The organism is Xanthomonas codiaei, assembly GCF_002939785.1.
Taxonomy (GTDB): domain Bacteria; phylum Pseudomonadota; class Gammaproteobacteria; order Xanthomonadales; family Xanthomonadaceae; genus Xanthomonas; species Xanthomonas codiaei.
Map to the genome: position 1 here is coordinate 197,403 of NZ_MDEC01000005.1, position 20,630 is coordinate 218,032.

Below are 20,630 nucleotides of genomic sequence, written 5' to 3' on the forward strand. Positions count from 1 at the left end.
ACAGTGGGATGGGCAGGCGTGCAGGCCGTGGGTGGTGCGCTGTCATGCAGTGGCGCTCACTTGGCCTTGGCGACCGTCGGCGCGTCCACTTCCGGCATCGCCGAGCTGTGGTGGTTGATGATCAGCCACTTGCCGTCGCGCTTTTCGTACACGAAGGTGTAGCGCGCCTGCACATCGCTCTGCTTGCCGTTCTTGTCGGTCAGCGTGAAGGTGTACACGCCGGCATCCACTGCGCTGTCGTCATCGAGCACGCGCACGGTGCGGTAGTTGACCACGCCCTTGGGCTTCTTGGTCAGGAACATCTCGAAGTACTTTTCGATCTGCTCGCGCGAGGCGCGCACCTCGTTGGAGACCGTCGGCAGCAGCACGCCATCGGACGCGTACAGGTCGGCCACCTTGTGCGGGTTGCCCGTGGCCAGCGCCGCATTCCAGGTATCGAACAACGCGGCGACTTCGCGCGCTTCGCCATCGGCCGGCAGCGACGCCTTCTCGGTGTAGTGCATTACGCCGCCGGCCAGCGCCGGGGTGGCAGCCAGAGCCAAAGCCAGAGAGAACAGGGTGCGACGCATGGGGAATCTCCGTGTGATTGAGTGGGTGCCTCAGCAGGCAGGGCCAGTATCGAAATCCACGGGGTGCCGAAATGCTGCTGGTCGGCATATGTATGAATAGGCTTTTCGGCGTAGCTGATTAAATTGTAAGTAATTGTAAAGAAAAGAATAGTGGGGTTCTCGGTTTCGGCCGGCGCGTGTGCTGGTGTTTCGATGGCAGGGCAGGTGGCATCGACGCTCGATCACACGCTGCGCAACGCCGGGTGCGGGTGGGGCACTGCGGCTGATGCCGGTGCCACTTCCTGTCGGGCGGAGCCGCCGAGGTGCCAGGCGGTTGCAAGATGCGCTGTCAGGTGTGGGCCATCGCTCGGATCCGGGTCGGCTTCCCATCCCCGCCCACGGCGCGTGCGCGCAACAGCACGGCCGTACCAGAAGGACGCTGTTAGAATGGCGGCCCCTTTCCATCCGCCGCGCTGTCGCGGCCGCAGGAGCTAGTGAACATGGCAATCAAGGTTGGCATCAACGGATTCGGTCGCATCGGACGCAACGTGCTGCGCTCTGCGGTGCAGAACTTCGCCAATGACATCGAGATCGTGGCCATCAATGACCTGCTCGAGCCCGACTACCTGGCCTATATGCTGCAGTACGACTCGGTGCACGGCCGCTTCAAGGCCGAGGTGTCGGTCGACGGCAACACGTTGATCGTCAACGGCAAGAAGATCCGCCTGACCCAGGAGCGCGACCCGGCCAACCTCAAGTGGGATGCGGTAGGCGCCGACGTGGTGATCGAATCCACCGGCCTGTTCCTGACTAAGGAAACCGCGCAGAAGCACCTCGACGCCGGTGCCAAGAAGGTGATCCTGTCGGCCCCGTCCAAGGACGACACCCCGATGTTCGTCTACGGCGTCAACGACAAGGCCTACAACGGCGAGGCCATCGTCTCCAACGCCTCGTGCACCACCAACTGCCTGGCGCCGCTGGCCAAGGTCATCAACGACAAGTGGGGCATCAAGCGCGGCCTGATGACCACTGTGCATGCGGCCACCGCCACCCAGAAGACCGTGGACGGCCCGTCGAACAAGGACTGGCGCGGTGGCCGCGGCATCCTGGAGAACATCATCCCGTCCTCTACCGGCGCGGCCAAGGCGGTGGGCGTGGTCATTCCCGAGCTCAACAAGAAGCTCACCGGCATGAGCTTCCGCGTGCCGACCTCGGACGTGTCGGTGGTCGACCTGACCGTCGAACTGGAAAAGCCGGCAACCTACGCCGAGATCTGCGCCGAAGTGAAGGCGCAGAGCGAAGGCGCCTTGAAGGGTGTGCTGGGCTATACCGAAGACAAGGTGGTGGCCACCGATTTCCGCGGCGAGACCTGCACCTCGGTGTTCGATGCCGATGCCGGCATCGCGCTGGATTCCACCTTCGTCAAGCTGGTGTCCTGGTACGACAACGAGTGGGGCTATTCCAACAAGTGCCTGGAAATGGTGCGGGTTGTTGCCAAGTAACCGAGTTTCCAGATGAGTAAGAAGGCTCCGCCGCGGCGGGGCCTTTTTATTGGGTTTTTGGTGACGTGCGATGCAGCCACAGGTATCAAGTGATGGGCTTTGGACGATCCACGTGTGCTAATTCTCATGCACGGCGGTCGTTACCGTGTCGTGTACGAAGGATCGGGGAACTCTATGGATAGAGATAATCAAAATGAATAAATTTCTGGCAGGCGCGCTGGCGCTTGGAGTGGTGGTGGCGTTCTCGGCACCGTTCGATGGCTTGGCGGCCAAGAAGCAGACCGGCACGCCGGCCTGGATGAATGCCGACGGAGAGGTCACCAACTCTGCGCAGGTCGAAGCCGGCTACGGCGAGACCGTCAAGGGCGTCAATGATTATGAGGGCGAGATCACCGGCAAGCCGGCGCCCGACAGCAAGTTCACCCAGCTCAAGATCGGTATGCCGATGAAGCAGGTGACCGACCTGATTGGTCAGCCGACCGACCAGGGGTCGTATGTCACTGGCAAGGCATTTATCCCGTTCTTCTACGGTGGCGACCGCTATCGTCACGAGATGGCCTACAAGGGCCAGGGGCGTTTGGTATTTGCCGGCAAGTCGATGGATACCGGCGGCAACCTGATCTGGATCATTCATAACAAGAACGACAGCGGTTACCGCGAATAATCCGCCAAGACGCCCGGTTTTCCGGGCGTTTTTTATTGGTGACCGAAGGCATGCCGTGGCGCCTGGACCGGTACATGGCGGCCACTGCGGCTCCCTGACACTCCTCCATCTCCATGGCCCGCTTGCCCAAGGGGCCGGCAGAGGCTGTATGGTGCGCGCATTCGGCCGGATGCCGGCTTGCAGGGCACTACATTGGAAGCACTGATTGGATTGGTCGCGCTGCTGCTGCTCGCAGTGCCGGTGGGCGTGGTGATTGCGCTGGTGTGGATCGCCGCGTTGCGGCGGCGCGTGGATGTGCTGGAGCAGCGGCTCGCGCACTGGCAGGCTGGCGCTGCGGACGCAGTGGCGTCTGAGACAGCGGTACCGCCGGCCCCGGTGCCGAGGCAGCCATGGCCTGGATCGGGGACGTCTGAGGCGATGGATGGGGGTGGTGCCGACGCAGCGGTGCCTGCAGTGCCTGTGGACGCACCGGCGGTCGTGCTGGATGCGCAACCCGAGGCAGACGCGTCGCTACCGCCGCCACTTCCTGCCGCGGCTGGTGCGGATGCTGTTTCTGCGACTGCGCCGCGGTTGCCGGCAGCCGCCGCGCAGGTCGAGGCATCAGCACATGCGCAACCGCAACCGTCGCAGCCGTGGTCCGACGCGCCGGCCGGGCCGGACCCGGTCATGCGCGCGCTCGGTGCGGTGAAACGCTGGTTCACCGAAGGCAATGTGCCGGTCAAGGTGGGCATGCTGGTGTTGCTGGCCGGCGTGGCTTCGTTGTTGAAGTACGCCAGTGACCAGGGCTGGATGCGCATGCCGATCGAGCTGCGCCTGGCCGGGATCAGCGTCCTGGCGCTTGCCGGGCTGGTGTTCGGCTGGAAGCAGCGGCTGCAACGCCCCGGGTTCGCGTTGGCGTTGCAGGGGGGCGCGATCGGTGGGCTGTTGCTGACGGTGTTCGCGGCGTTCAAGTTGCACGGATTGCTGGATGCTGGCTTGGCGATGGGCATCAGCGTGGTGCTGATCGCGGGCATGTGCGTGCTGGCGGTGCTGCAGGAGTCGCGCACGCTGGCGGTGCTGGGCGTGCTGGCCGGTTTCCTGGCGCCGATCTGGCTGTCCACCGGCAGCGGCAACCACGTTGCGCTGTTCGCGTACTACGCCGTGCTCAATGCCGGCATCGTGGCCATCGCCTGGACGCGGCCGTGGCGGGTGCTCAACCTGCTGGGATTCGCCTTTACGTTCGGCATCGCCACGCTATGGGGCGCGCTGCAGTACAGCCCGGCGAAATTCGCCACCACCGAGCCGTTCCTGTTGCTGTTCTTCGCCATGTACGTGGCCATTCCGGTCCTGCACGCGCGGCGCGGCGACGGCAGTGCCGGTTGGCTCATCGATGGCAGCCTGTTGTTCGGCACGCCGTTGGTGGCTTTTGCGTTGCAGGCGCGTCTGCTGGAAGGCGAGCGCCTGCCCCTGGCGCTGTGCGCGGTGGCCGTGGCCGCGGTCTACGCGGGCCTGGCAAGTTGGCTGCTGCGCCGTGCGTCCACGCGTCTGCTCGGTCAAGCGCATGCGATGCTGGCGGTTGGCTTCGCCACGCTGGCGGTGCCACTGGCCTTGTCGGCCCGCGCGACCGCCAGTGTGTTCGCGCTGGAAGGTGCCGGTTTGCTGTGGCTGGGCTTGCGCCAGCAGCGACGCGTCTCGCAGGTCAGCGGTGTCGCATTGCAGCTGCTGGCAGCCGTTGGCGTCGCCTTCGGCGTGGATGCCTGGCGCTACGACGCCGTGGCGGTGGCCAATGCCACCTGCATGAGCGCATTGTTGCTCGCCATTGCCGGCTGGGCCAGTGCCTGGTTCCTGCGCGATGCCGGGCAGCCGCGCCGCGCGTTGGTGGCGTATCTGTGGGGACTGGGGTGGTGGACGCTGTGCGGAGTCCACGAAATCCTGCGCTTTGCCGGCGATCTGCGTAGCGAGCCGGATCTGCTGCTGGGGTTCGTGGCGCTCAGCGTGTGGCTGGCGGCCGAGGTGCATCGGCGTCGGCCCGCCGCGGCTCTGGTCTGGACCGTCGTGGCCGGGCTGGCGCTGGGCGCGCCGTTGGCGTTGTGGCAGAACCACGTGCACATGCAGCCGTTTGCGCATTGGGGCGCTCTGGCCTGGCTGGCGTTCGCGCTGGCAGGCGTGCGTAGCCTATGGTGCCTGCGCATGCAGCCTGGTGCGGGCGCAATCGTGGCGCAGTTCGTCTGGTGGCTGTTGTGGCCGGCGGTGGTGTCGCTGGGCGCGGCCTGGCTGGCGGATGCCTTCGCTCTTGCCAATGGCTGGCGCTGCGCCTTGCTGGCGAGCCCGTGGTTGGCAGTGGCCGCCATCGGCTTGCTGCGCTGGCCGTGGCTGGCGTGGCCGCAGGCGGATGCGTTCGCGCGCACACGCAATGCCTTGCTGGGCTGCGTGTTTGCGGTCCTGGGCAGCGGCTGGCTGCTGGCCGTGCTGGACCCGGTCAGCCCGGCGCCCTTGCCGTGGGTGCCGCTGCTCAATCCGGCCGAGCTGGCGCAACTGGCCGTGCTGGCCTTGCTCGCACGTTGGGCCTGGTCCGGGCATGCACCGCCGGTGCTGCGCAGCTGGCGGGTGACCACGCTCGGGGTGCTGGGGTGGGCCATGATCACCGGCAGTACGCTGCATAGCGTGCACCACTGGGGTGGAGTGGCGTGGGATGCGCGGCTGGTGGAAGCGACCGTGTCGCAGACCAGCCTCACCATCGTGTGGAGCGTGCTCGGCGTGCTGGGCTGGGTGACCGGTTCGCGGCGCGGTCAGCGCGGGCTGTGGCTGGGCGGTGCCTTGCTGATGGGGCTGGTGCTGGCCAAGCTGGTACTGGTCGATCGCCAGCATCTGGGCAATCTGCTCGGCATCGGCTCGTTCATGGCCTACGGGCTGTTGTGCACCGTGGTGGGGTATCTGGCACCGGCGCCGCCGCGTGCCATCGTCGAAGAACACGTGGCCGGCGACGACAGCGCGGCGAAGGATCAGGCATGAATGCACGGCATTGCGGATGGCTGCTGCTGGTGCCGCTGATGGCTCAGGCCGCCGATGTCCGCCAGGACTATCGGCAGCAGTGGCCCTTGCAACTGGCTGCGTCCGATGACGGTCTGTATCAGCTGAGCTTGAATGAGGCGGTGTATCGCAACGCGCATGACGCGGCAGCGCGCGATATCACGGTGATCGATGCGCGTGGCGAGGAAATGCCCACCGCCGCGCTACCCGTCGACGCAGCACCGGTGGCGGTCCCGCGCCGGCACCGCTTGCCGGTCTTCGCATTGCCCGAAGGTGCGGCAGCCGGCAAGAGCGATCTGCAGCTGATTGCCGAGCGCGATGCCAGCGGCGCGGTGCGACGCCTGGAAGGGCGTTTCGCCACCGGAGCCTCTGCAGCTTCTGCTGCGGGCAGCAGTTGGTTGATCGATGCCAGCGCGCTGCGCGATCGGCCGCGCGCGCTGTGGCTGGACTGGGCGGGCGATACGCCGGTCCAGGCGCAGCTGCGGGTGGAAGGCAGCGACGATCTGCGCGACTGGCGCGTGCTGGCCTCCGATGCCACGGTCATGGCGCTGGACAATCAGGCGCAGCGGCTGCAGCAACGCCGCATCGCCGTGGACGGCGGCGCCCGCTATCTGCGCATCGTGCCGGTGTCGGGCAAGCTGCCGGCGCTGCGGGCGGTGGAGGCAGAACTCGACGGCCTCACCACACCTGCGCAACTGGCATGGCTGGACCTGCCCGGCACCGCGCAGGACACCGCGGTGACCTACGTCCTGCCGGGCCGCTTCCCGATCACGCAACTGGATGTCGGTGGCGGCCAGACCGAGGCGGTGCAGTGGAACGTAGACAGCCGCGAGACCGATGATGCGGTATGGCTGCGGCGGGCTGGCCCCTGGTTGGCGTATCGGCTCGGTAGCCGCACCTCGCCGCCGCAGCTGCTGTCCGCGCCGGTGCGCGATCGCCACTGGCGGCTGGTGGCGGCGCAGGGGCGCAGCACCGCAGTGCCCACCTTGCGGGTGGCTTACCAGCCCGAGCGCCTGATGTTTCTCGCCCAGGGCCAGCCGCCGTACGCGCTGATTGCCGGCAGCGCACGCGTCCGGCGTGGCGATGCACCGCTGGCGGACATGTTGCAGGCCTTGCGGCAGCAGCGCGGCTCGCAGTGGCAGCCAGCCCGGGCCGCGGTGACGGCGCGCGCGCAACCGTTGGCGGGCGAGGCGGCACTGCAACCGGCGGCCGCCCCACGCGATTGGAAACGCTGGCTGCTGTGGGCGCTACTGGTGGGCGGCGCCCTGCTGGTAGGCGGATTCGCAGTGAGTCTGCTGCGCAGTAATAGCGCCGATCGCGAGGCCTGAGCCTGCACGCGCCGCGGGCGGTTTGCCGCTGCGGCGCGAAGGTCCGACAATGGGCATCCCCCGTCGCCAAGGCAGTCGCATTGCCCGTCGTGTCCGACCGACCAGCGTCCGCGCCATCCGCACTTGCGGCAGTGCCCGTCCAGCGCACTGTCCGGTTGCGCAACGGCGGGCCGATTCCAGGCCTTGATTGCCCGATCCCCGCCGCCAAGGCAGTCGCCTTGCCCGTGGTCTCCGAGCCACTGCCGTCAGCGTCTGCCGTAGGTGCAAGGGCGGCATCGTTGTGAACCGCGGCGCCACGCCAAGCTGGCGCAGTCGCGCCATTGCTTCGCGCACAGAGCGTGCACGCACGCGCGGCGCCTTGTACCAATCCCCAATCCCGATTCCCTAATCCCCAGACTCAGCGAGCCAAGCCCATGTCCATCGTCCGTATGACCGACCTCGATCTCTCCGGCAAGCGCGTGCTGATCCGCCAGGATCTCAACGTGCCGATCGACAACGGCCAGATCACCTCCGAGCAGCGCATCACCGCCTCGGTGCCCACCATCAAGCTGGCACTGGAGAAGGGCGCGGCGGTCATGGTCACCTCGCACCTGGGGCGCCCGAAGGAAGGCAGCTGGAGCGAAGAGGATTCACTGGCGCCGGTGGCCGCACGCCTGACCACCCTGCTGGGCGTGGACGTGCCGCTGGTGCGCGACTGGGTCGATGGCGTGGAGGTCGCGCCGGGCCAGGTGGTGCTGCTGGAGAACTGCCGCATGAATGTCGGCGAGGGCAAGGACGACGAGACTCTGGCGCGCAAGTACGCCGCGCTGTGCGATGTATTCGTCATGGATGCCTTCGGTACCGCGCATCGTGCGCAGGCATCCACGCATGGCGTGATCCGCTTTGCGCCGGTGGCCGCCGGTGGCCCGTTGTTGATGGCCGAACTGGATGCGCTGGCCAAGGCGCTGGACAACCCCGCCAAGCCGCTGCTGGCGATCGTGGCCGGCAGCAAGGTCTCCACCAAGCTGGAACTGCTGTCCAACCTGGTCAACAAGGTCGACCAGCTGATCGTCGGCGGTGGCATCGCCAACACCTTCATCGCCGCAGCCGGGCATGACGTGGGCAAGTCCTTGAACGAACCGGACCTGATTCCCACCGCCAACCAGATCGTGGCCGATGCCAGGACCCGCGGCGCCGAGATCCCGCTGCCCACCGACGTGGTCGTCGCAAAGCAGTTCCTGCCCGACGCGCCGGCCAGCGTGAAATCGCTCGACGCAGTGGAGGCCGATGACCTGATCCTGGATATCGGCCCGCAGACCGCGCAGCGCTACGCCGAGCTGATCGCCAATGCCGGCACCGTGGTGTGGAACGGGCCGGTCGGCGTGTTCGAATTCGAGCCCTTCAGCCATGGCACCGAGACCCTGGCACGTGCGATCGCCGCATCCAAGGCTTTCTCCATTGCTGGCGGCGGCGACACCCTGGCGGCGGTGGACAAGTACGACATCGCCAAGGACGTCACCTACATCTCCACCGGTGGCGGTGCGTTCCTGGAATTTCTGGAAGGCAAGATCCTGCCGGCCGTGGCCGCGCTCGAGGCCCGCGGCAAGTGAGTGCAGCCACGCTGTTCTTCGATCTGGACGGCACCCTTGTCGATTCGGAACCTGGCATCGTCGCCAGCATCGCGCATGCCTTCGAGACGGTGGGCCAGCCGCGCCCGTCGCCGCAGACCCTGCGCGCCTGGATCGGCCCACCGCTGCGCGACAGTTTCACCGAATGCTTCCCCGACGATCCGGCGCTGGTGCAGCGCGCGCTCGGCCTCTACCGCGAGCGCTACGACGCGGTGGGCTGGACCGAACTCAGCGTGTTCGACGGCATCGGCGAGGTTGTCACCGGCCTGCAGCGCGCCGGTCATCGTCTGGCGGTGGTCACCTCCAAGAATGAGCGTTATGCGCGGCGCATCGTCGAGCACCTGCCATTCGGCGCCTGCTTCGAGAACGTGATCGGCGCCAGCGAGGACGGCGCGCGCCGCTTCAAGCCGGATCTCATCGCCGAAGCGCTGCGGCGCCTGGACATCGCCAAGACCGGCTGCGTGATGATCGGCGACCGGCGCATGGATATCGACGGCGCCAACCACCACGGCATCCACAGCATCGGCGTGCTGTGGGGTTTCGGCGACGAGGCCGAACTGCGTGCTGCCGGAGCCGGCGCGCTGGCACGCACGCCGGCCGAGCTGGCGGCCTTGCTGCAGGCGTGAGCGGCGCGCTGCCGCCGTTGTGTTCGTTTGCGCGATGCACTCCTCGTGTCGGTACGCATCGCGCAGGAGGTTCTTCACCGCCACCGGGTTAGGGTGGCGGCCGTCGGCGCTGTCGGTGGCGGCGCCGACGCAGGCGTACGTACTGTCCCGCACTGTCTGTAAGACATGCCGGAATCGGAGGGTGGCTATGCCGCAATGCCATCCTCGGTGCGTGACGTGTGTGTTAAGTTTCGCGGCTTTTACAGGGAGGCCATCATGAAAGAACGTCAACGCCGCACCAAGATCCTCGCCACCCTCGGACCGGCAACGGATGCGCCCGGTGTGCTGGATACGCTGTTCAAGGCGGGCGTCAACGTGGTGCGCCTCAACTTCAGCCACGGCGACCCGTCCGGCCAGGCCAAGCGTGCCGCGGAAGTGCGCGCCGCTGCCGCCCGCGTCGGCGCCGAAGTCGGCATCCTGGCCGACCTGCCGGGCCCGAAGATCCGTATCGAACGCTTTGCCGAAGGCAAGATCAAGCTGGCCATGGGCGATCGCTTCGACCTGGTGGCCGACGCCAATGCACCGGCCGGCGACCAGCACCAGGTGGGCGTGAGCTACCTCGGCCTGCCGCAGGACGTCACCGCCGGCGACGTGCTGCTGCTCGACGATGGCCTGGTGCAGTTGCAGGTCACCGACGTGCAGGGCGAACGCATCGTCACCAAGGTGTTGAACGATGGCGTGCTGTCCGACCGCAAGGGCCTGAACAAACAGGGTGGCGGCTTGTCGCTGGGCGCGCTGACCGAGCGCGACAAGGAGCTGATCGGCATCGTCGCCAAGATCGGCGTGGACTTCATCGCGGTGTCGTTCTGCCGTAATGCGCAGGACATGCACGACGCGCGGCAGATCGCCCAGCAGCACGGCTGCGATGCGCAGCTGGTGTCCAAGATCGAGCGTACCGAAGCGATCGAGAACCTGGTCGAGATCGTCGAAGCCTCCGATGTGGTGATGGTGGCACGCGGCGATCTGGGTGTGGAAATCGGCGATGCCGAATTGCCGGGCCTGCAGAAGAAGATCATCAAGGAGTCGCTGGCGCAGAACAAGGTGGTGATCACCGCCACGCAGATGCTGCAGTCGATGGTCGAAAGCCCGATCCCGACCCGCGCCGAAGTGCTGGACGTGGCCAATGCGGTCATCGACGGCACCGACGCGGTGATGCTGTCGGCCGAAACCGCCGCCGGTGCCTACCCGGTGCGTGCGGTGGAGGCGATGGCGCGTATCTGCCTGGGTGCCGAGCACCAGTTCGAATTCGATACCGACTTCGAAGCAGCGCAACGCAACCTGCAGCGTGCCGACCAGGCCATCGCGATGGCGACCATGTTCCTGTCCGAGCACATCGGCCTGGGCGGCGTGGTGGCATTGACCGAATCCGGCGGCACCCCGCGCTTTTTGTCGCGCTTCCGCTCCAACATGCCGATCTACGCCTTCACCCGTCACGATGGCGCGCGCCGCCAGATGGCGATGATGCGCGGCGTGTTCCCGATCAGCTTCGACAGCCGCGGCCTGACCCCGCGCGAGGCCGCACGCGCGGCGATCCGCCTGCTGGTGGAGAACGAGCGCATGGGGCCCGGCGACCGCGTGGTGTTCACCAGCGGCGAGCACATGGAAATGCACGGCGCCACCAATACGCTGCGTCTGCTGGAAGTGGGCGAAGACGGTCGCGCCACCGGTCTGGGCGAGCTGTAATCCCTGTCGACCGCACCCGGCGCATGAGCTGAGCCGGGAAAACGCGACACGCAACGGCGGCCCCAGGGCCGCCGTTGTGCTGTGTGGAGATACCGGTCTCGCAATGGCCGGATCTTGCGAATGCGCAGCCAGCGCAACGTCGCCACCGCGCTGCCGCAACGGCGCTGGTATAACGCGCCACATGTTTCACAAGGCAAATCCTGCTACGTCATGTAAGCAATGCATCAGCACCGTAAGCAACAAGCTGCACGTCATGCTCTGCTTTGACGAATCCCGAATCCCGAATCCCGCGATGCGAGCCGCGCCACACATCCTGTCACGCAGGCAAGGTGTAATCGGTTGCAGGCATTCCGTGAAGGAATGTGTACGACTTTCGTCGCTATACTTTCGTTCTCCCCCGCAGCTGCCACAGGAACTACATGAGCATCGAACAGCTTGCCGAAACCGCCCAGGCCATGGTCGCCCCGGGCAAGGGCATCATCGCCATCGACGAGTCGACCAGCACGATCGCAAAGCGTTTTGCCAGCGTCGGCATCGAGAACATCGAAGAGAACCGTCGCGCCTATCGCGAACTGCTGCTGACCACGCCCAAGCTGAGCGACTACATCTCCGGCGCCATCCTGTTCGACGAGACCATCCGTCAGAAGACCAAGGACGGCGTGCCGTTCGCCAAGTACATGGCCGAGCACGGCATCATCCCGGGCATCAAGGTCGACAAGGGCGCGCAGCCGCTGGCCGGCATGCCGGGCGAGCTGGTCACCGAAGGTCTGGACGGCCTGCGTGCGCGTCTGGAGGAGTACTACACCCTGGGCGCGCGCTTCGCCAAGTGGCGTGCGGTCATCAACATCGGCGAAGACATTCCGTCCGGCACCTGCATCGAGGCCAACTCGCATGCGCTGGCGCGTTATGCGGCGCTGTGCCAGGAGCAGGGCCTGGTGCCGATGGTCGAGCCGGAAGTGATCATGGATGGCAGCCACGACATCGAGACCTGCTACGAGGTCACCGAAGCCACGCTGCGCTCGCTGTTCGGCGCGCTGTACGAGCAGAACGTGGTGCTGGAAGGCACCATCCTGAAGGCCTCGATGGTCATCTCCGGCAAGAGCTGCGAAGAGCAGGCCAGTGTCGAGGAAGTGGCCGAGTCCACCGTGATGTGCCTGAAGTCGACCGTGCCGGCGATCCTGCCGGGCATCGTGTTCCTGTCTGGCGGCCAGACCGACGAGCAGTCCACCGCGCATCTCAACGAGATGCACCAGTTGGGCAACCTGCCGTGGCCGCTGAGCTTCTCCTACGGCCGCGCCATGCAGCAGGCGGCGCTGAAGCTGTGGTCGCAGGACATGACCGGCAACTACGCCAAGGCGCAGCAGGTCATCTATGAGCGCGCCAAGGAAAACGGCCTGGCAGCATTGGGCAAGTGGAAGGGCTGATCGCTTGATCGCGCGGCCGCAAGGCCGCATCGCCTGCAAGACCAGAACGCCGGCAGCGATGCCGGCGTTTTTTTGTGGGGTGTCGTCGCGTGGACCGCGCCACTGTGCGGTCCGGCGCACCACAACGGGCGGCCTCCTTGCAGTGGCAAGACGATGACGGCCGTTGCCTGATCGGCAGTGGCGAGTGGCGGTGCGGCTACGCTTGCTTCGCACCACCGCCCCCATCCACCGATGATCGCTTCCGAAGGCGTCCGCTGTGTCCGGTGAACGCACGCCAGGTGGCGCCGTGTGCATGAGAGCGGCAGTACATGCGTGACACGGCTGGCCCGACGTTCGTGCCTCCGCTAAACCGAAGACGTCGCCAACGGCCCAAACGCAACGAGCGCCTTGCGGCGCCCGTCAGTGCGATCTCCACGTGCCGCAGCGATCAGGCTGCCGCCGTTTCCTGTGTCGCCAGCGCCTGCTGATACGCCTTGTAGGTCGCCTCGTTATAGGCCACCAGCACGATGTGCTTGGGCACCTTGTGCGAGCGTTGCCAATCGCGTGTTTCGGTCACGGCGATGCGTGCGGCCTGGTACAACGGATAGCCATAGACTCCGCAGCTGATCGCCGGGAATGCGATCGAATGCAGCAACATCTGCTCGGCCAGCTTCAGCGACTGCCAGTAGCAATTGGCCAGTTGCTCGGGCTCGTTGTGCTTGCCGTCGCGCCACACCGGGCCCACGGTATGGAACACATGGCGGGCCTTCAGATCGAAGCCGTCGGTGACGCGGATTTCGCCGGTCGGGCAGCGCACGCCCGGGCGTACCTGCGGCAGCGCCTCGCAGGCTTGCAGCAACCGTGGACCGGCTGCGCGATGGATGGCGCCATCGACGCCGCCACCGCCAAGCAGTGATTCGTTGGCGGCGTTGACGATGACGTCGACGTCGAGTTCGGTGATGTCGCCCTGCCAGACTTCGATTTTCATGGCGTTGATAGTTATGGGATTTGAATGATGAACGCGTGATGGGTGCAGGCGTTGCGGGCCTCCACGCTAGTAGCCATTCATCTCATGGTGTGCGACACGGCCGCGCAGTCGTTCAACCCTCCGACGGGGTCGTGAGTTGCTGTCGGCGCGAAGTGGCAGCGGGGCGTCAAGCGCCCGGTCTGCGGACTAAAGCCAGCGTCTGACGCGTGCGCAGTAATCGCCGTAGTGGCGGCCGAATTCGACCCGCAGGCGCGCTTCTTCGAACGGGATGACGTAGCGCTGCAGGGCGAGCCAGGGCAGTGGCAGCAACAGCACGGCCCACGGTAGCCCCAGCTGCAGGCACAGGCCCACATAGCTCATCACCAACGCCAGATACATGGGGTTGCGGGTGAAGCGATAGGGGCCGTCCAGCACCAGCCGCGACGGGTGGCCGCTGGGCATGATGGTGGTGTGCCGACGTGCGAACAGCACGAAGCAACTCAACGCCAGGGCGAGCCCGAGAACGGCGATCGCACCGCCAGCGAGTTCGATCCAGGCCAGCGGCGTCGGTGCAGGCAGCGGCAGCGCCAGCGCGTCCTGCAGCCATCCACCGATAACAAGCGCCAGCGCAAAGTGCACAGGCGAGGTCATCTTCACCAGCCATGGCGCCCGCGCGGTGCGGGTCTCGCTGTGTCCATACGGCCGGTTGTTCACCACGGTTCTCCCTACATCACGGCCGCCATCCTAACGGTTCCTTGACGGAGGCGGGAGGTGGGGAAGAGCCGGGACTCGGGACCGGGGACCGGGGACCCGTAAAGCGGAGCAGAAGTCCGGTGTCGTGGGTCGTGCCGCAGCAACTTGGACCGGCGGGTTCACGCATGACAAGAAAGTCAGCCGTCGCAGTCAACGGATCGCTCACTACAGGGCACGCCTTTTCATGCCCTGGCCCGGTAGGCTCCAGCGTCGCCGCGAGACAGCCAGCCGCCCGACAGCTCGCCGCAGAGCCCGCCTTTACGGGTCCCCGGTCCCCGGTCCCGGGTCCCGGGCGGAGTCTCCTCAGGGCAGGCCGGCCAGCCAGTCGTCGTCGGAGCCTTCGTTGATGTCGGCGAACAGGGGGGTGGAGAAATAGCGCTCGCCGGTGTCCGGCAGCATGGCCAGGATCACCGCACCGGGCGCGGCGCCCGCGGCCACGCGCAGGGCAGTGGCGACGGTGGCGCCACCGGAGATGCCGGTAAAGATGCCTTCCTCGGCGGCCAGGCGGCGCGCCACGTCGATGGCGTCGGTGTCTTCCACGCTCAGCACGTCATGGGCGACCTCGCGGTTGAGCACGTCGGGCACGAAGTCCGGGGTCCAGCCCTGGATCTTGTGCGGCTTCCAGTCCTGCCCCTGCAGCAATGCCGCGCCGGCCGGCTCGGTGGCGGTGATGCGCACTTCCGGGCGGGCCACGCGCAGCACCTCGCCCACGCCGGTGAGGGTGCCGCCGGTGCCCCAGCCAGTGACGAAGTGGTCCAGCCGGTGGCCGGCGAAGTCGCGCAGGATCTCGGCGGCAGTGGTGTTGCGGTGGTAGGCCGGGTTGGCCGGGTTGGCGAACTGGCTGGCCAGGAACCAACCATGCTGTTCGGCCAGTTCCTTGGCCTTGCGCACCATGCCGCTGCCGCGCTCCGCGGCCGGGGTCAGGATCACCTTGGCGCCGTAGGCGCGCATCAGCTTGCGGCGCTCGATCGAGAAGGTTTCCACCATGGTGGCGACGAACTTGTAGCCACGCGCGGCGGCCACCATGGCCAATGCCACGCCGGTGTTGCCGGAGGTGGCTTCCACGATGGTGTCGCCGGGCTTGAGCAGGCCGCGCTGCTCGGCGTCGAGGATGATCGCCAGTGCCAGGCGGTCCTTGACCGAACCGCCGGGATTGAACGATTCGACCTTGACGTAGAGCGAGACGTGGTCCGGCGCGAGGCGGTTGAGTTTGACCACCGGGGTGCGGCCGATGGTGTCGAGGATGTTGTCGTACAGGGCCATGGGGTCTCCGTCGGAATCAGGCTGCGTGGGCGAGTGTGGGCGAGTGCGGCGTTGCGATGGGTGAGTGCGGGGCCGGTGGCGCGCCCAGCGGCGCCGCGCCGAACCAGTGCAGCGTCTGCGCCAGTGCCGCCACCTCGCCCAGGATCAGCAGCGCCGGGGCGCGCACGGCGTGCGACTGGGCGGTGGCGGCCAGCGTGGCCAGCGAACCGGTGATGACGCGCTGCTGCGGGCGCGAGCCGTTTTCCACCAGCGCAAACGGGGTGGTAGGTGCGCGGCCGGCCTGCAGCAGCCGCTGCTGGATGCCGTCCAGGCCGGCCACGCCCATGTAGAAGGCCAGTGTCTGCCGCTCCTGTCCCAGCGCCTGCCAGTCCAGGGTGTCCAGCGAGTCCTTGCAGTGTGCGGTGATCAGCCGCAGCGATTGCGCATGGTCGCGATGGGTGAGCGGGATGCCGGCGTAGGCCGCGCAGGCCAGTGCGGCGGTGATGCCGGGAATCACCTGGAAGCCGACGCCGTGTGCGCGCAGGAATTCCAGCTCCTCGCCGCCGCGGCCGAACACGAACGCATCGCCGCCCTTCAGGCGCACCACCCGGCGGCCGGCACGTGCGTGCTCCAGCATCAAGGCGTGGATCTGCTCCTGGCGCGTGCTGTGCCCCTGCGCGGACTTGCCGACCTCCACCAGCCGCGCGTCGGCGCGCGCCAGGCGCAGGATCTGCGGGCTGACCAGGCGGTCGTGCAGCACCACCTCGGCCTGCCGCAATGCGCGCAGCGCATGCCGGGTGAGCAGGCCGGGGTCGCCGGGGCCGGCGCCGACCAGGGTCACGCTGCCGGGGGACAGCGGAGCGATGCGCGCGTGCTGCGCGGGGGAGAGCGCAGCTGGGGCGATGGCGGGGGGGGCGCTGTGGGTCAGCAGGCGGTGGGCACCGGCGGCAGTGCGGAGGGCGTCGTTGAGTTCGGGGGTGTCGCTGGCGGCGATGGTCAGCCACAACGGGGTGTCGGGCAGTGCCAGCCATGCGCGGTCGAAACGCCCGGCCAACCAGTGCAGGTCTCCGGCCTGCGCCCACCGCTGCAGTTGCGGGGTCAGCGCCGGGGCGCCGACCAGCGGCAGCGCACCGGCCTGCAACAGCGCGGCAGTGGCACGTTCGGCGGTGACGCCGCCGCCCACCACCAGGACGGCGCGGCCACGCAGGTCGGCAAGGAGCGGAAACGCAGCAGTCACGGTCAGGAGATCAAAAGGGAGGGCCAGACCGTACCGCCGGCATATAGCCGTCGGAAATGACTTCATACACCCTGAAAATAGCGTTCGGTTATAAGCTGGCCCGCAGAACTCCTCTACAGTCGAAGGCCTTGTGGCGCCTCGCGCTTTTCTGGATATAAGCCCATGACGCTGACCCAACTTCGTTATCTGGTGGCCATCGCCGATGCCGAGCTGAACATCACGCTGGCCGCCGCGCGGGTGCATGCCACCCAGCCCGGTCTGTCCAAGCAGCTCAAGCAACTGGAAGACGAGCTGGGTTTCCTGTTGTTCGTGCGCAAGGGGCGCAGCCTGGATGCGGTGACGCCGGCCGGTGTGGAAGTGATCGAGCGCGCGCGCGCGGTGCTGGCCGAAGCCAACAACATCCGCACCTACGCGGCCAACCAGCGCCGCGAGAGCCAGGGCCAGCTGACCCTGACCACCACCCACACCCAGGCGCGCTTCGTGCTGCCGCCGGCGGTGGCGCAAATCAAGCACGCCTACCCGCAGGTGAGCGTGCACCTGCAGCAGGCGGCCGAAAGCGCGGCGCTGGACCTGCTCAGCCAGGGCGATGCGGATATCGCAGTGGTCAGCACCGCCGGCGGCGAACCCAGTGCCGGGATCGCGGTGCCGCTGTACCGCTGGCGGCGGCTGGTGGTGGTGCCGCGCGGACATGCGCTGGATCGTCCGAAGCTGGCGCCGGACATGCAGGCGCTGTCGGAGCATCCGTTGATCAGCTACGAATCCTCCACCCGGCCGGGCTCGTCGCTGCAGCGGGCGTTCGCGCAGGTGGGCCTGGAGCCCAGCATCGCGCTGACCGCGCTGGATGCGGATCTGATCAAGACCTATGTCCGTGCCGGGCTGGGCGTGGGGCTGGTGGCGGAAATGGCGGTCAGCGCCGACGACGAAGACCTGCGCGCCTGGCCGGCACCGGCACCGATCGCCGAGTGCATCGCCTGGGCGGTGCTGCCGCGCGACCGGGTGCTGCGCGACTACGCGCTGGACCTGGTGCATGTGCTGGCCCCGCAGATCGACAAGCGCGACCTGCGCCGGGTGCTGGACGGCAACCAGGCGCCGAACTGGCCGCTGCCGCCGAGCTGGGAATCGCTCACCCAGACCATTACCAGCTGAGCGCCGCGATGAGCGCGCCACTGCGTCCGCCATTGAGCCGAGTGTGGCTGCCCGAGCCGGATGGCGGCATGTCGTTGCAGTTGTTGGCCGATCTGGAGAGCGGCGAGCACACGCTACTGACCCTGTCGGCCGACCCGCAGGACGAGGCGGTGTGGGTCACGCTGCAGGCAGGCGCGCTGCCGCTGCAGATTCCGCTGGCGACGCTGCGGCAGCTGCTTGAGATCGCTGTTGAAGAGGTGCATTCGGCGGAGTGGTTTGCGCGGCAGGAGTCGGACTAGCTAGGGAATCGGGAATGGGGAATCGGGATTCGGGATTCGTAAGTGCGGGGCGTTTGATTTTCTTGCGGCGTGGGCGTGATGGGCTTTGTTGCTGTTTCCGCTTACCGCTACCCGCGCTTGACCCCCGACTCCCGACTCCCGAATCCCGAATCCCGACTCCCGAATCCCGAATCCCGACTCCCGACTCCCGAATCCCGAATCCCGACTCCCGAATCCCGAATCCCGAATCCCGAATCCCGAATCCCGAATCCCGAATCCCGACTCCCGAATCCCGAATCCATGCTGCACCGCACAGCAAGTTGCTGTCGGAAGAATCCAGTCGAATCAACGTGCTACAGCGCTCGCGAACTGCGCCGGAACGCGCGCTGTCGGTGATTCTCCCTACACGTGTCAGGGCTGCTTGCGCTGGTGTCGTCGGCATCCATCAAGTTGGCCCCGGCGCTGTCGTAAATCCTTATAGCAACCATGACGCGACACTTTCGGACGTCTAGGGGTGGACGACGCAGGGCCGGCGAAGCAGACATCGCCTTGCCGGTCTGGTCAGTGGGGTGTCGTTGAAGGGTCGCTAGCGCTGTCGCATCACTGTTGCGCGAAGCTGCGCACAGAGCGGCTGGCGCACCCGGGTCCCTGGGGAGAGACCTGGCGTGTTTGGCGGCGGATCCGGGTCGGGAGCTCGGATCCGCCTTTTTTTGCGCGAGCACACGTACCCGGGGGCGAGGGATGTCGTGCGCAGCGCCGACATCGGCCCGATCGCCAGGAGCAGGCCCACCCGCACGCATGATCAGGTGCAGATGCGCCGCCTCGGCGGCGCTGCTGCCGACCGCCAGCCCTCAGGCCAGCGGGATCCGCACCGAGAAGCAGGTGCCGCCTTCCGAACGCGGGCGCACGCTGACCTCGCAGCCCAGCGTGTCGGCAGCGCGGTGCACGATCCACAGGCCGATGCCCAGGCCATCGCTGCGCGGGTCGGCCTGGCGGAAGGCCCGGAACACCTGTTCGGGCTGCTCCAGGTTCAGGCCGATGCCGCTGTCGATGATCTCCACCACTGCGTAGCCGGGGCGGCGGCGCACGCCGACCAGCACGCGCCCGCGTTCGGTGTACTTGACGGCGTTGCCGACCAGGTTGCCGATCAGCGTGGTCAGCAGGGTGGGGTGGCTGCGCACGCGCAGCGAGGTGGGCACGTGGCGCAGCGCCAGGCATTTGTCGATGGCAGGTTGGCGCCACACGCCCAGCACCGAATGCAGTACGTCTTCCAGCTGCAGCGCCTGCAGGTCCGGCGTGGCGGTCTTGCTCGCGGCCGCCAGCGTGGCCAGTTCGTCCAGATTGCGCCCGACCAGGTTGATGGCGTCGCGCGCGGTCACCAGGGTGGGAATGGAATCGACGTTGGCATGCCGGCGCATCTTGTCGATGGCGTAGGCCGCGGTACGCAACGGTGTCTTGAGATCGTGGCCGGCGATGGCCATCAGACGGCTGCGGTAGCGGTCGGACTCTTCGGCGATCAGCAGGGCGCGGCGCAATTCCAGCTGCGCCATGGTCTGGCGTGCGAGCGCGCGCAGCGCTTCGACCTGTTCGTCGGTGAGCTGGCGCGGCTTGCGGTCCAGCACGCAGACCGTGCCAAGCGGCAGACCGTCGGGCGTCTTCAGCAACGCGCCGGCATAGAAGTACAGCGGCGCTTCGCCGGTCACCAGCGGATTGCGCGAAAAGCGGCTGTCCTGGCGCGTATCCGGAACCACCAGCACATCGTTGTCGAGCAGCGCATGCGCGCACATCGACTTGAACAGCGGCGTCTCGCGTTCGCCCATGCCGAGTTCGCTCTTGAACCATTGGCGGTCGGCGTCGACCAGACTGATCAGTGCGATCGGGGTCTGGCAGATGATCGAGGCGAGCCGGGTAATGTCTTCGAAGGCGGCCTCGCGCGGCGTATCGAGCACACCATAGCTGTGCAGCGCCTGGAGGCGAAGTGCCTCGCTCGGTGGTTTGGGTGCGCAGGGAAGTGGCTCGGCCGCTGGATCGGACAGGACGGTGCTCATGCGCGGGAGGTGAATGGGATGAGCCGCAAGCATAGGGCATGACCGTGCGCAGCAGGTGTGCAGCCCGACGCACCGGTCGGGAACTGTGACTGACGACCTGGACACGCCGGCGCTGGTGTCATGTGGATGGGCGCCTGCCATGCAGGAGGGCAGCTGGCCGCACTGGCCTCGCTGCCTGCCGAGCGCACCCGAATCCTTCGATCGTCGGCTTTGGACGGAGGTGGTCGCAGCATTGGGGGCGCTGTGCGGCGGCCGGCCCGGTGGCTCGGGCCGTCATCGGGATGTGCCGTATGCGGCAGCGTCGCCGTGCCCGCCGATCCTGGCTGAGGACGGGGCGCTGCAGGTCAACTGCGCCGGGTCTGCGGCAGACCTTCGCCAGAGCCAAGGGTTCGTGGGCTGAAGGAGGCCGCTTGATCCTGGTCGACAACGATTGTCGAGCGCGCCAGTCCGATGCCTTCGTACCGGGTGCCTCCATCGGCCTTCGGGCGCGATCGGCCTGATGGCCGCATCGACCAGTGCGAAACACCGCCCTGGTCAGCACGCCGCGACGCTCGCGCAGTTGCCGGGGCAG

16 protein-coding genes are annotated in these 20,630 nt (G+C 67.1%); 10 read left to right on the forward strand and 6 right to left on the reverse strand.

Annotated features, from left to right (window positions below):
* Window positions 1–56: 56 nt before the first annotated feature.
* Complete coding sequence (locus XcodCFBP4690_RS05665) at window positions 57–569, reverse strand: SgcJ/EcaC family oxidoreductase (protein ID WP_104540020.1); 513 nt, start codon at window positions 567–569, stop codon at window positions 57–59.
* A 479-nt stretch (window positions 570–1,048) separates the two neighbouring features.
* Here XcodCFBP4690_RS05665 and gap point away from each other — a divergent pair, with 479 nt between their 5' ends.
* From gap to XcodCFBP4690_RS05705, 8 genes are all read left to right on the forward strand, one after another.
* Window positions 1,049–2,050 (forward strand): type I glyceraldehyde-3-phosphate dehydrogenase, encoded by a 1,002-nt coding sequence (gene gap, locus XcodCFBP4690_RS05670; RefSeq protein ID WP_104540062.1) that lies wholly within the window; start codon window positions 1,049–1,051, stop codon window positions 2,048–2,050.
* 193 nt (window positions 2,051–2,243) lie between these two features.
* A complete protein-coding gene (locus XcodCFBP4690_RS05675) occupies window positions 2,244–2,714 on the forward strand; it encodes a hypothetical protein (protein WP_104540021.1) in 471 nt (156 codons plus the stop codon).
* Between the two features lie 192 nt (window positions 2,715–2,906).
* Window positions 2,907–5,705, forward strand: coding sequence for a DUF2339 domain-containing protein (locus tag XcodCFBP4690_RS05680; protein ID WP_104540022.1), 2,799 nt, complete (start codon window positions 2,907–2,909; stop codon window positions 5,703–5,705).
* A complete protein-coding gene (locus tag XcodCFBP4690_RS05685; RefSeq protein WP_104540023.1) occupies window positions 5,702–7,051 on the forward strand; it encodes a DUF3999 domain-containing protein in 1,350 nt (449 codons plus the stop codon). Before XcodCFBP4690_RS05680 ends, XcodCFBP4690_RS05685 begins: the two co-directional genes overlap by 4 nt.
* Before the next feature lie 413 nt (window positions 7,052–7,464).
* Window positions 7,465–8,640, forward strand: a complete 1,176-nt coding sequence (locus tag XcodCFBP4690_RS05690; RefSeq protein ID WP_104540024.1) for a phosphoglycerate kinase — start codon at window positions 7,465–7,467, stop codon at window positions 8,638–8,640.
* Window positions 8,637–9,284: an HAD family hydrolase gene (locus tag XcodCFBP4690_RS05695; RefSeq protein WP_104540025.1), complete on the forward strand. Its 648-nt coding sequence runs from the start codon at window positions 8,637–8,639 to the stop codon at window positions 9,282–9,284. The genes XcodCFBP4690_RS05690 and XcodCFBP4690_RS05695 overlap by 4 nt, the downstream gene beginning before the upstream one ends.
* A gap of 255 nt (window positions 9,285–9,539) precedes the next feature.
* A complete protein-coding gene (gene pyk, locus XcodCFBP4690_RS05700; RefSeq protein WP_104540026.1) occupies window positions 9,540–11,006 on the forward strand; it encodes a pyruvate kinase in 1,467 nt (488 codons plus the stop codon).
* Window positions 11,007–11,425: 419 nt separating this feature from the next.
* Window positions 11,426–12,430, forward strand: coding sequence for a class I fructose-bisphosphate aldolase (locus XcodCFBP4690_RS05705; protein ID WP_104540027.1), 1,005 nt, complete (start codon window positions 11,426–11,428; stop codon window positions 12,428–12,430).
* A gap of 427 nt (window positions 12,431–12,857) precedes the next feature.
* Here XcodCFBP4690_RS05705 and XcodCFBP4690_RS05710 read toward each other — a convergent pair whose 3' ends face one another.
* From XcodCFBP4690_RS05710 to cobA, 4 genes are all read right to left on the reverse strand, one after another.
* On the reverse strand, window positions 12,858–13,397 hold the full coding sequence (locus tag XcodCFBP4690_RS05710) for an O-acetyl-ADP-ribose deacetylase (RefSeq protein ID WP_104540028.1): 540 nt from the start codon (window positions 13,395–13,397) through the stop codon (window positions 12,858–12,860).
* 186 nt (window positions 13,398–13,583) lie between these two features.
* Window positions 13,584–14,090, reverse strand: coding sequence for a methyltransferase family protein (locus XcodCFBP4690_RS05715; protein ID WP_104540063.1), 507 nt, complete (start codon window positions 14,088–14,090; stop codon window positions 13,584–13,586).
* A gap of 342 nt (window positions 14,091–14,432) precedes the next feature.
* On the reverse strand, window positions 14,433–15,392 hold the full coding sequence (gene cysK, locus XcodCFBP4690_RS05720) for a cysteine synthase A (protein WP_104540029.1): 960 nt from the start codon (window positions 15,390–15,392) through the stop codon (window positions 14,433–14,435).
* A 16-nt stretch (window positions 15,393–15,408) separates the two neighbouring features.
* On the reverse strand, window positions 15,409–16,608 hold the full coding sequence (gene cobA / locus XcodCFBP4690_RS05725) for a uroporphyrinogen-III C-methyltransferase (protein ID WP_104540030.1): 1,200 nt from the start codon (window positions 16,606–16,608) through the stop codon (window positions 15,409–15,411).
* A 162-nt stretch (window positions 16,609–16,770) separates the two neighbouring features.
* Between cobA and XcodCFBP4690_RS05730 the strand changes: the two genes are divergently transcribed.
* Both XcodCFBP4690_RS05730 and XcodCFBP4690_RS05735 read left to right on the forward strand, forming a co-directional pair.
* Window positions 16,771–17,754, forward strand: a complete 984-nt coding sequence (locus XcodCFBP4690_RS05730; RefSeq protein WP_104540031.1) for a LysR family transcriptional regulator — start codon at window positions 16,771–16,773, stop codon at window positions 17,752–17,754.
* Window positions 17,755–17,762: 8 nt separating this feature from the next.
* Window positions 17,763–18,032, forward strand: coding sequence for a hypothetical protein (locus XcodCFBP4690_RS05735; RefSeq protein ID WP_104540032.1), 270 nt, complete (start codon window positions 17,763–17,765; stop codon window positions 18,030–18,032).
* Window positions 18,033–18,862: 830 nt separating this feature from the next.
* On the opposite strand, the gene XcodCFBP4690_RS05750 is transcribed toward XcodCFBP4690_RS05735, so the two are convergent.
* Window positions 18,863–20,059, reverse strand: a complete 1,197-nt coding sequence (locus tag XcodCFBP4690_RS05750; protein ID WP_104540034.1) for a sensor histidine kinase — start codon at window positions 20,057–20,059, stop codon at window positions 18,863–18,865.
* Between the last annotated feature and the right edge of the window lie 571 nt (window positions 20,060–20,630).

Bases quoted from the DNA above. Each gene is read 5' to 3' on its own strand.
- XcodCFBP4690_RS05710 (WP_104540028.1), bottom strand. From the start codon at position 13,397: ATGAAAATCGAAGTCTGGCAGGGCGACATCACCGAACTCGACGTCGAC.
- pyk (WP_104540026.1), top strand. From the start codon at position 9,540: ATGAAAGAACGTCAACGCCGCACCAAGATCCTCGCCACCCTCGGACCG.
- XcodCFBP4690_RS05690 (WP_104540024.1), top strand. From the start codon at position 7,465: ATGTCCATCGTCCGTATGACCGACCTCGATCTCTCCGGCAAGCGCGTG.
- cysK (WP_104540029.1), bottom strand. From the start codon at position 15,392: ATGGCCCTGTACGACAACATCCTCGACACCATCGGCCGCACCCCGGTG.
- gap (WP_104540062.1), top strand. From the start codon at position 1,049: ATGGCAATCAAGGTTGGCATCAACGGATTCGGTCGCATCGGACGCAAC.
- XcodCFBP4690_RS05730 (WP_104540031.1), top strand. From the start codon at position 16,771: ATGACGCTGACCCAACTTCGTTATCTGGTGGCCATCGCCGATGCCGAG.
- XcodCFBP4690_RS05665 (WP_104540020.1), bottom strand. From the start codon at position 569: ATGCGTCGCACCCTGTTCTCTCTGGCTTTGGCTCTGGCTGCCACCCCG.
- XcodCFBP4690_RS05750 (WP_104540034.1), bottom strand. From the start codon at position 20,059: ATGAGCACCGTCCTGTCCGATCCAGCGGCCGAGCCACTTCCCTGCGCA.
- XcodCFBP4690_RS05735 (WP_104540032.1), top strand. From the start codon at position 17,763: ATGAGCGCGCCACTGCGTCCGCCATTGAGCCGAGTGTGGCTGCCCGAG.
- XcodCFBP4690_RS05675 (WP_104540021.1), top strand. From the start codon at position 2,244: ATGAATAAATTTCTGGCAGGCGCGCTGGCGCTTGGAGTGGTGGTGGCG.
- XcodCFBP4690_RS05705 (WP_104540027.1), top strand. From the start codon at position 11,426: ATGAGCATCGAACAGCTTGCCGAAACCGCCCAGGCCATGGTCGCCCCG.
- XcodCFBP4690_RS05685 (WP_104540023.1), top strand. From the start codon at position 5,702: ATGAATGCACGGCATTGCGGATGGCTGCTGCTGGTGCCGCTGATGGCT.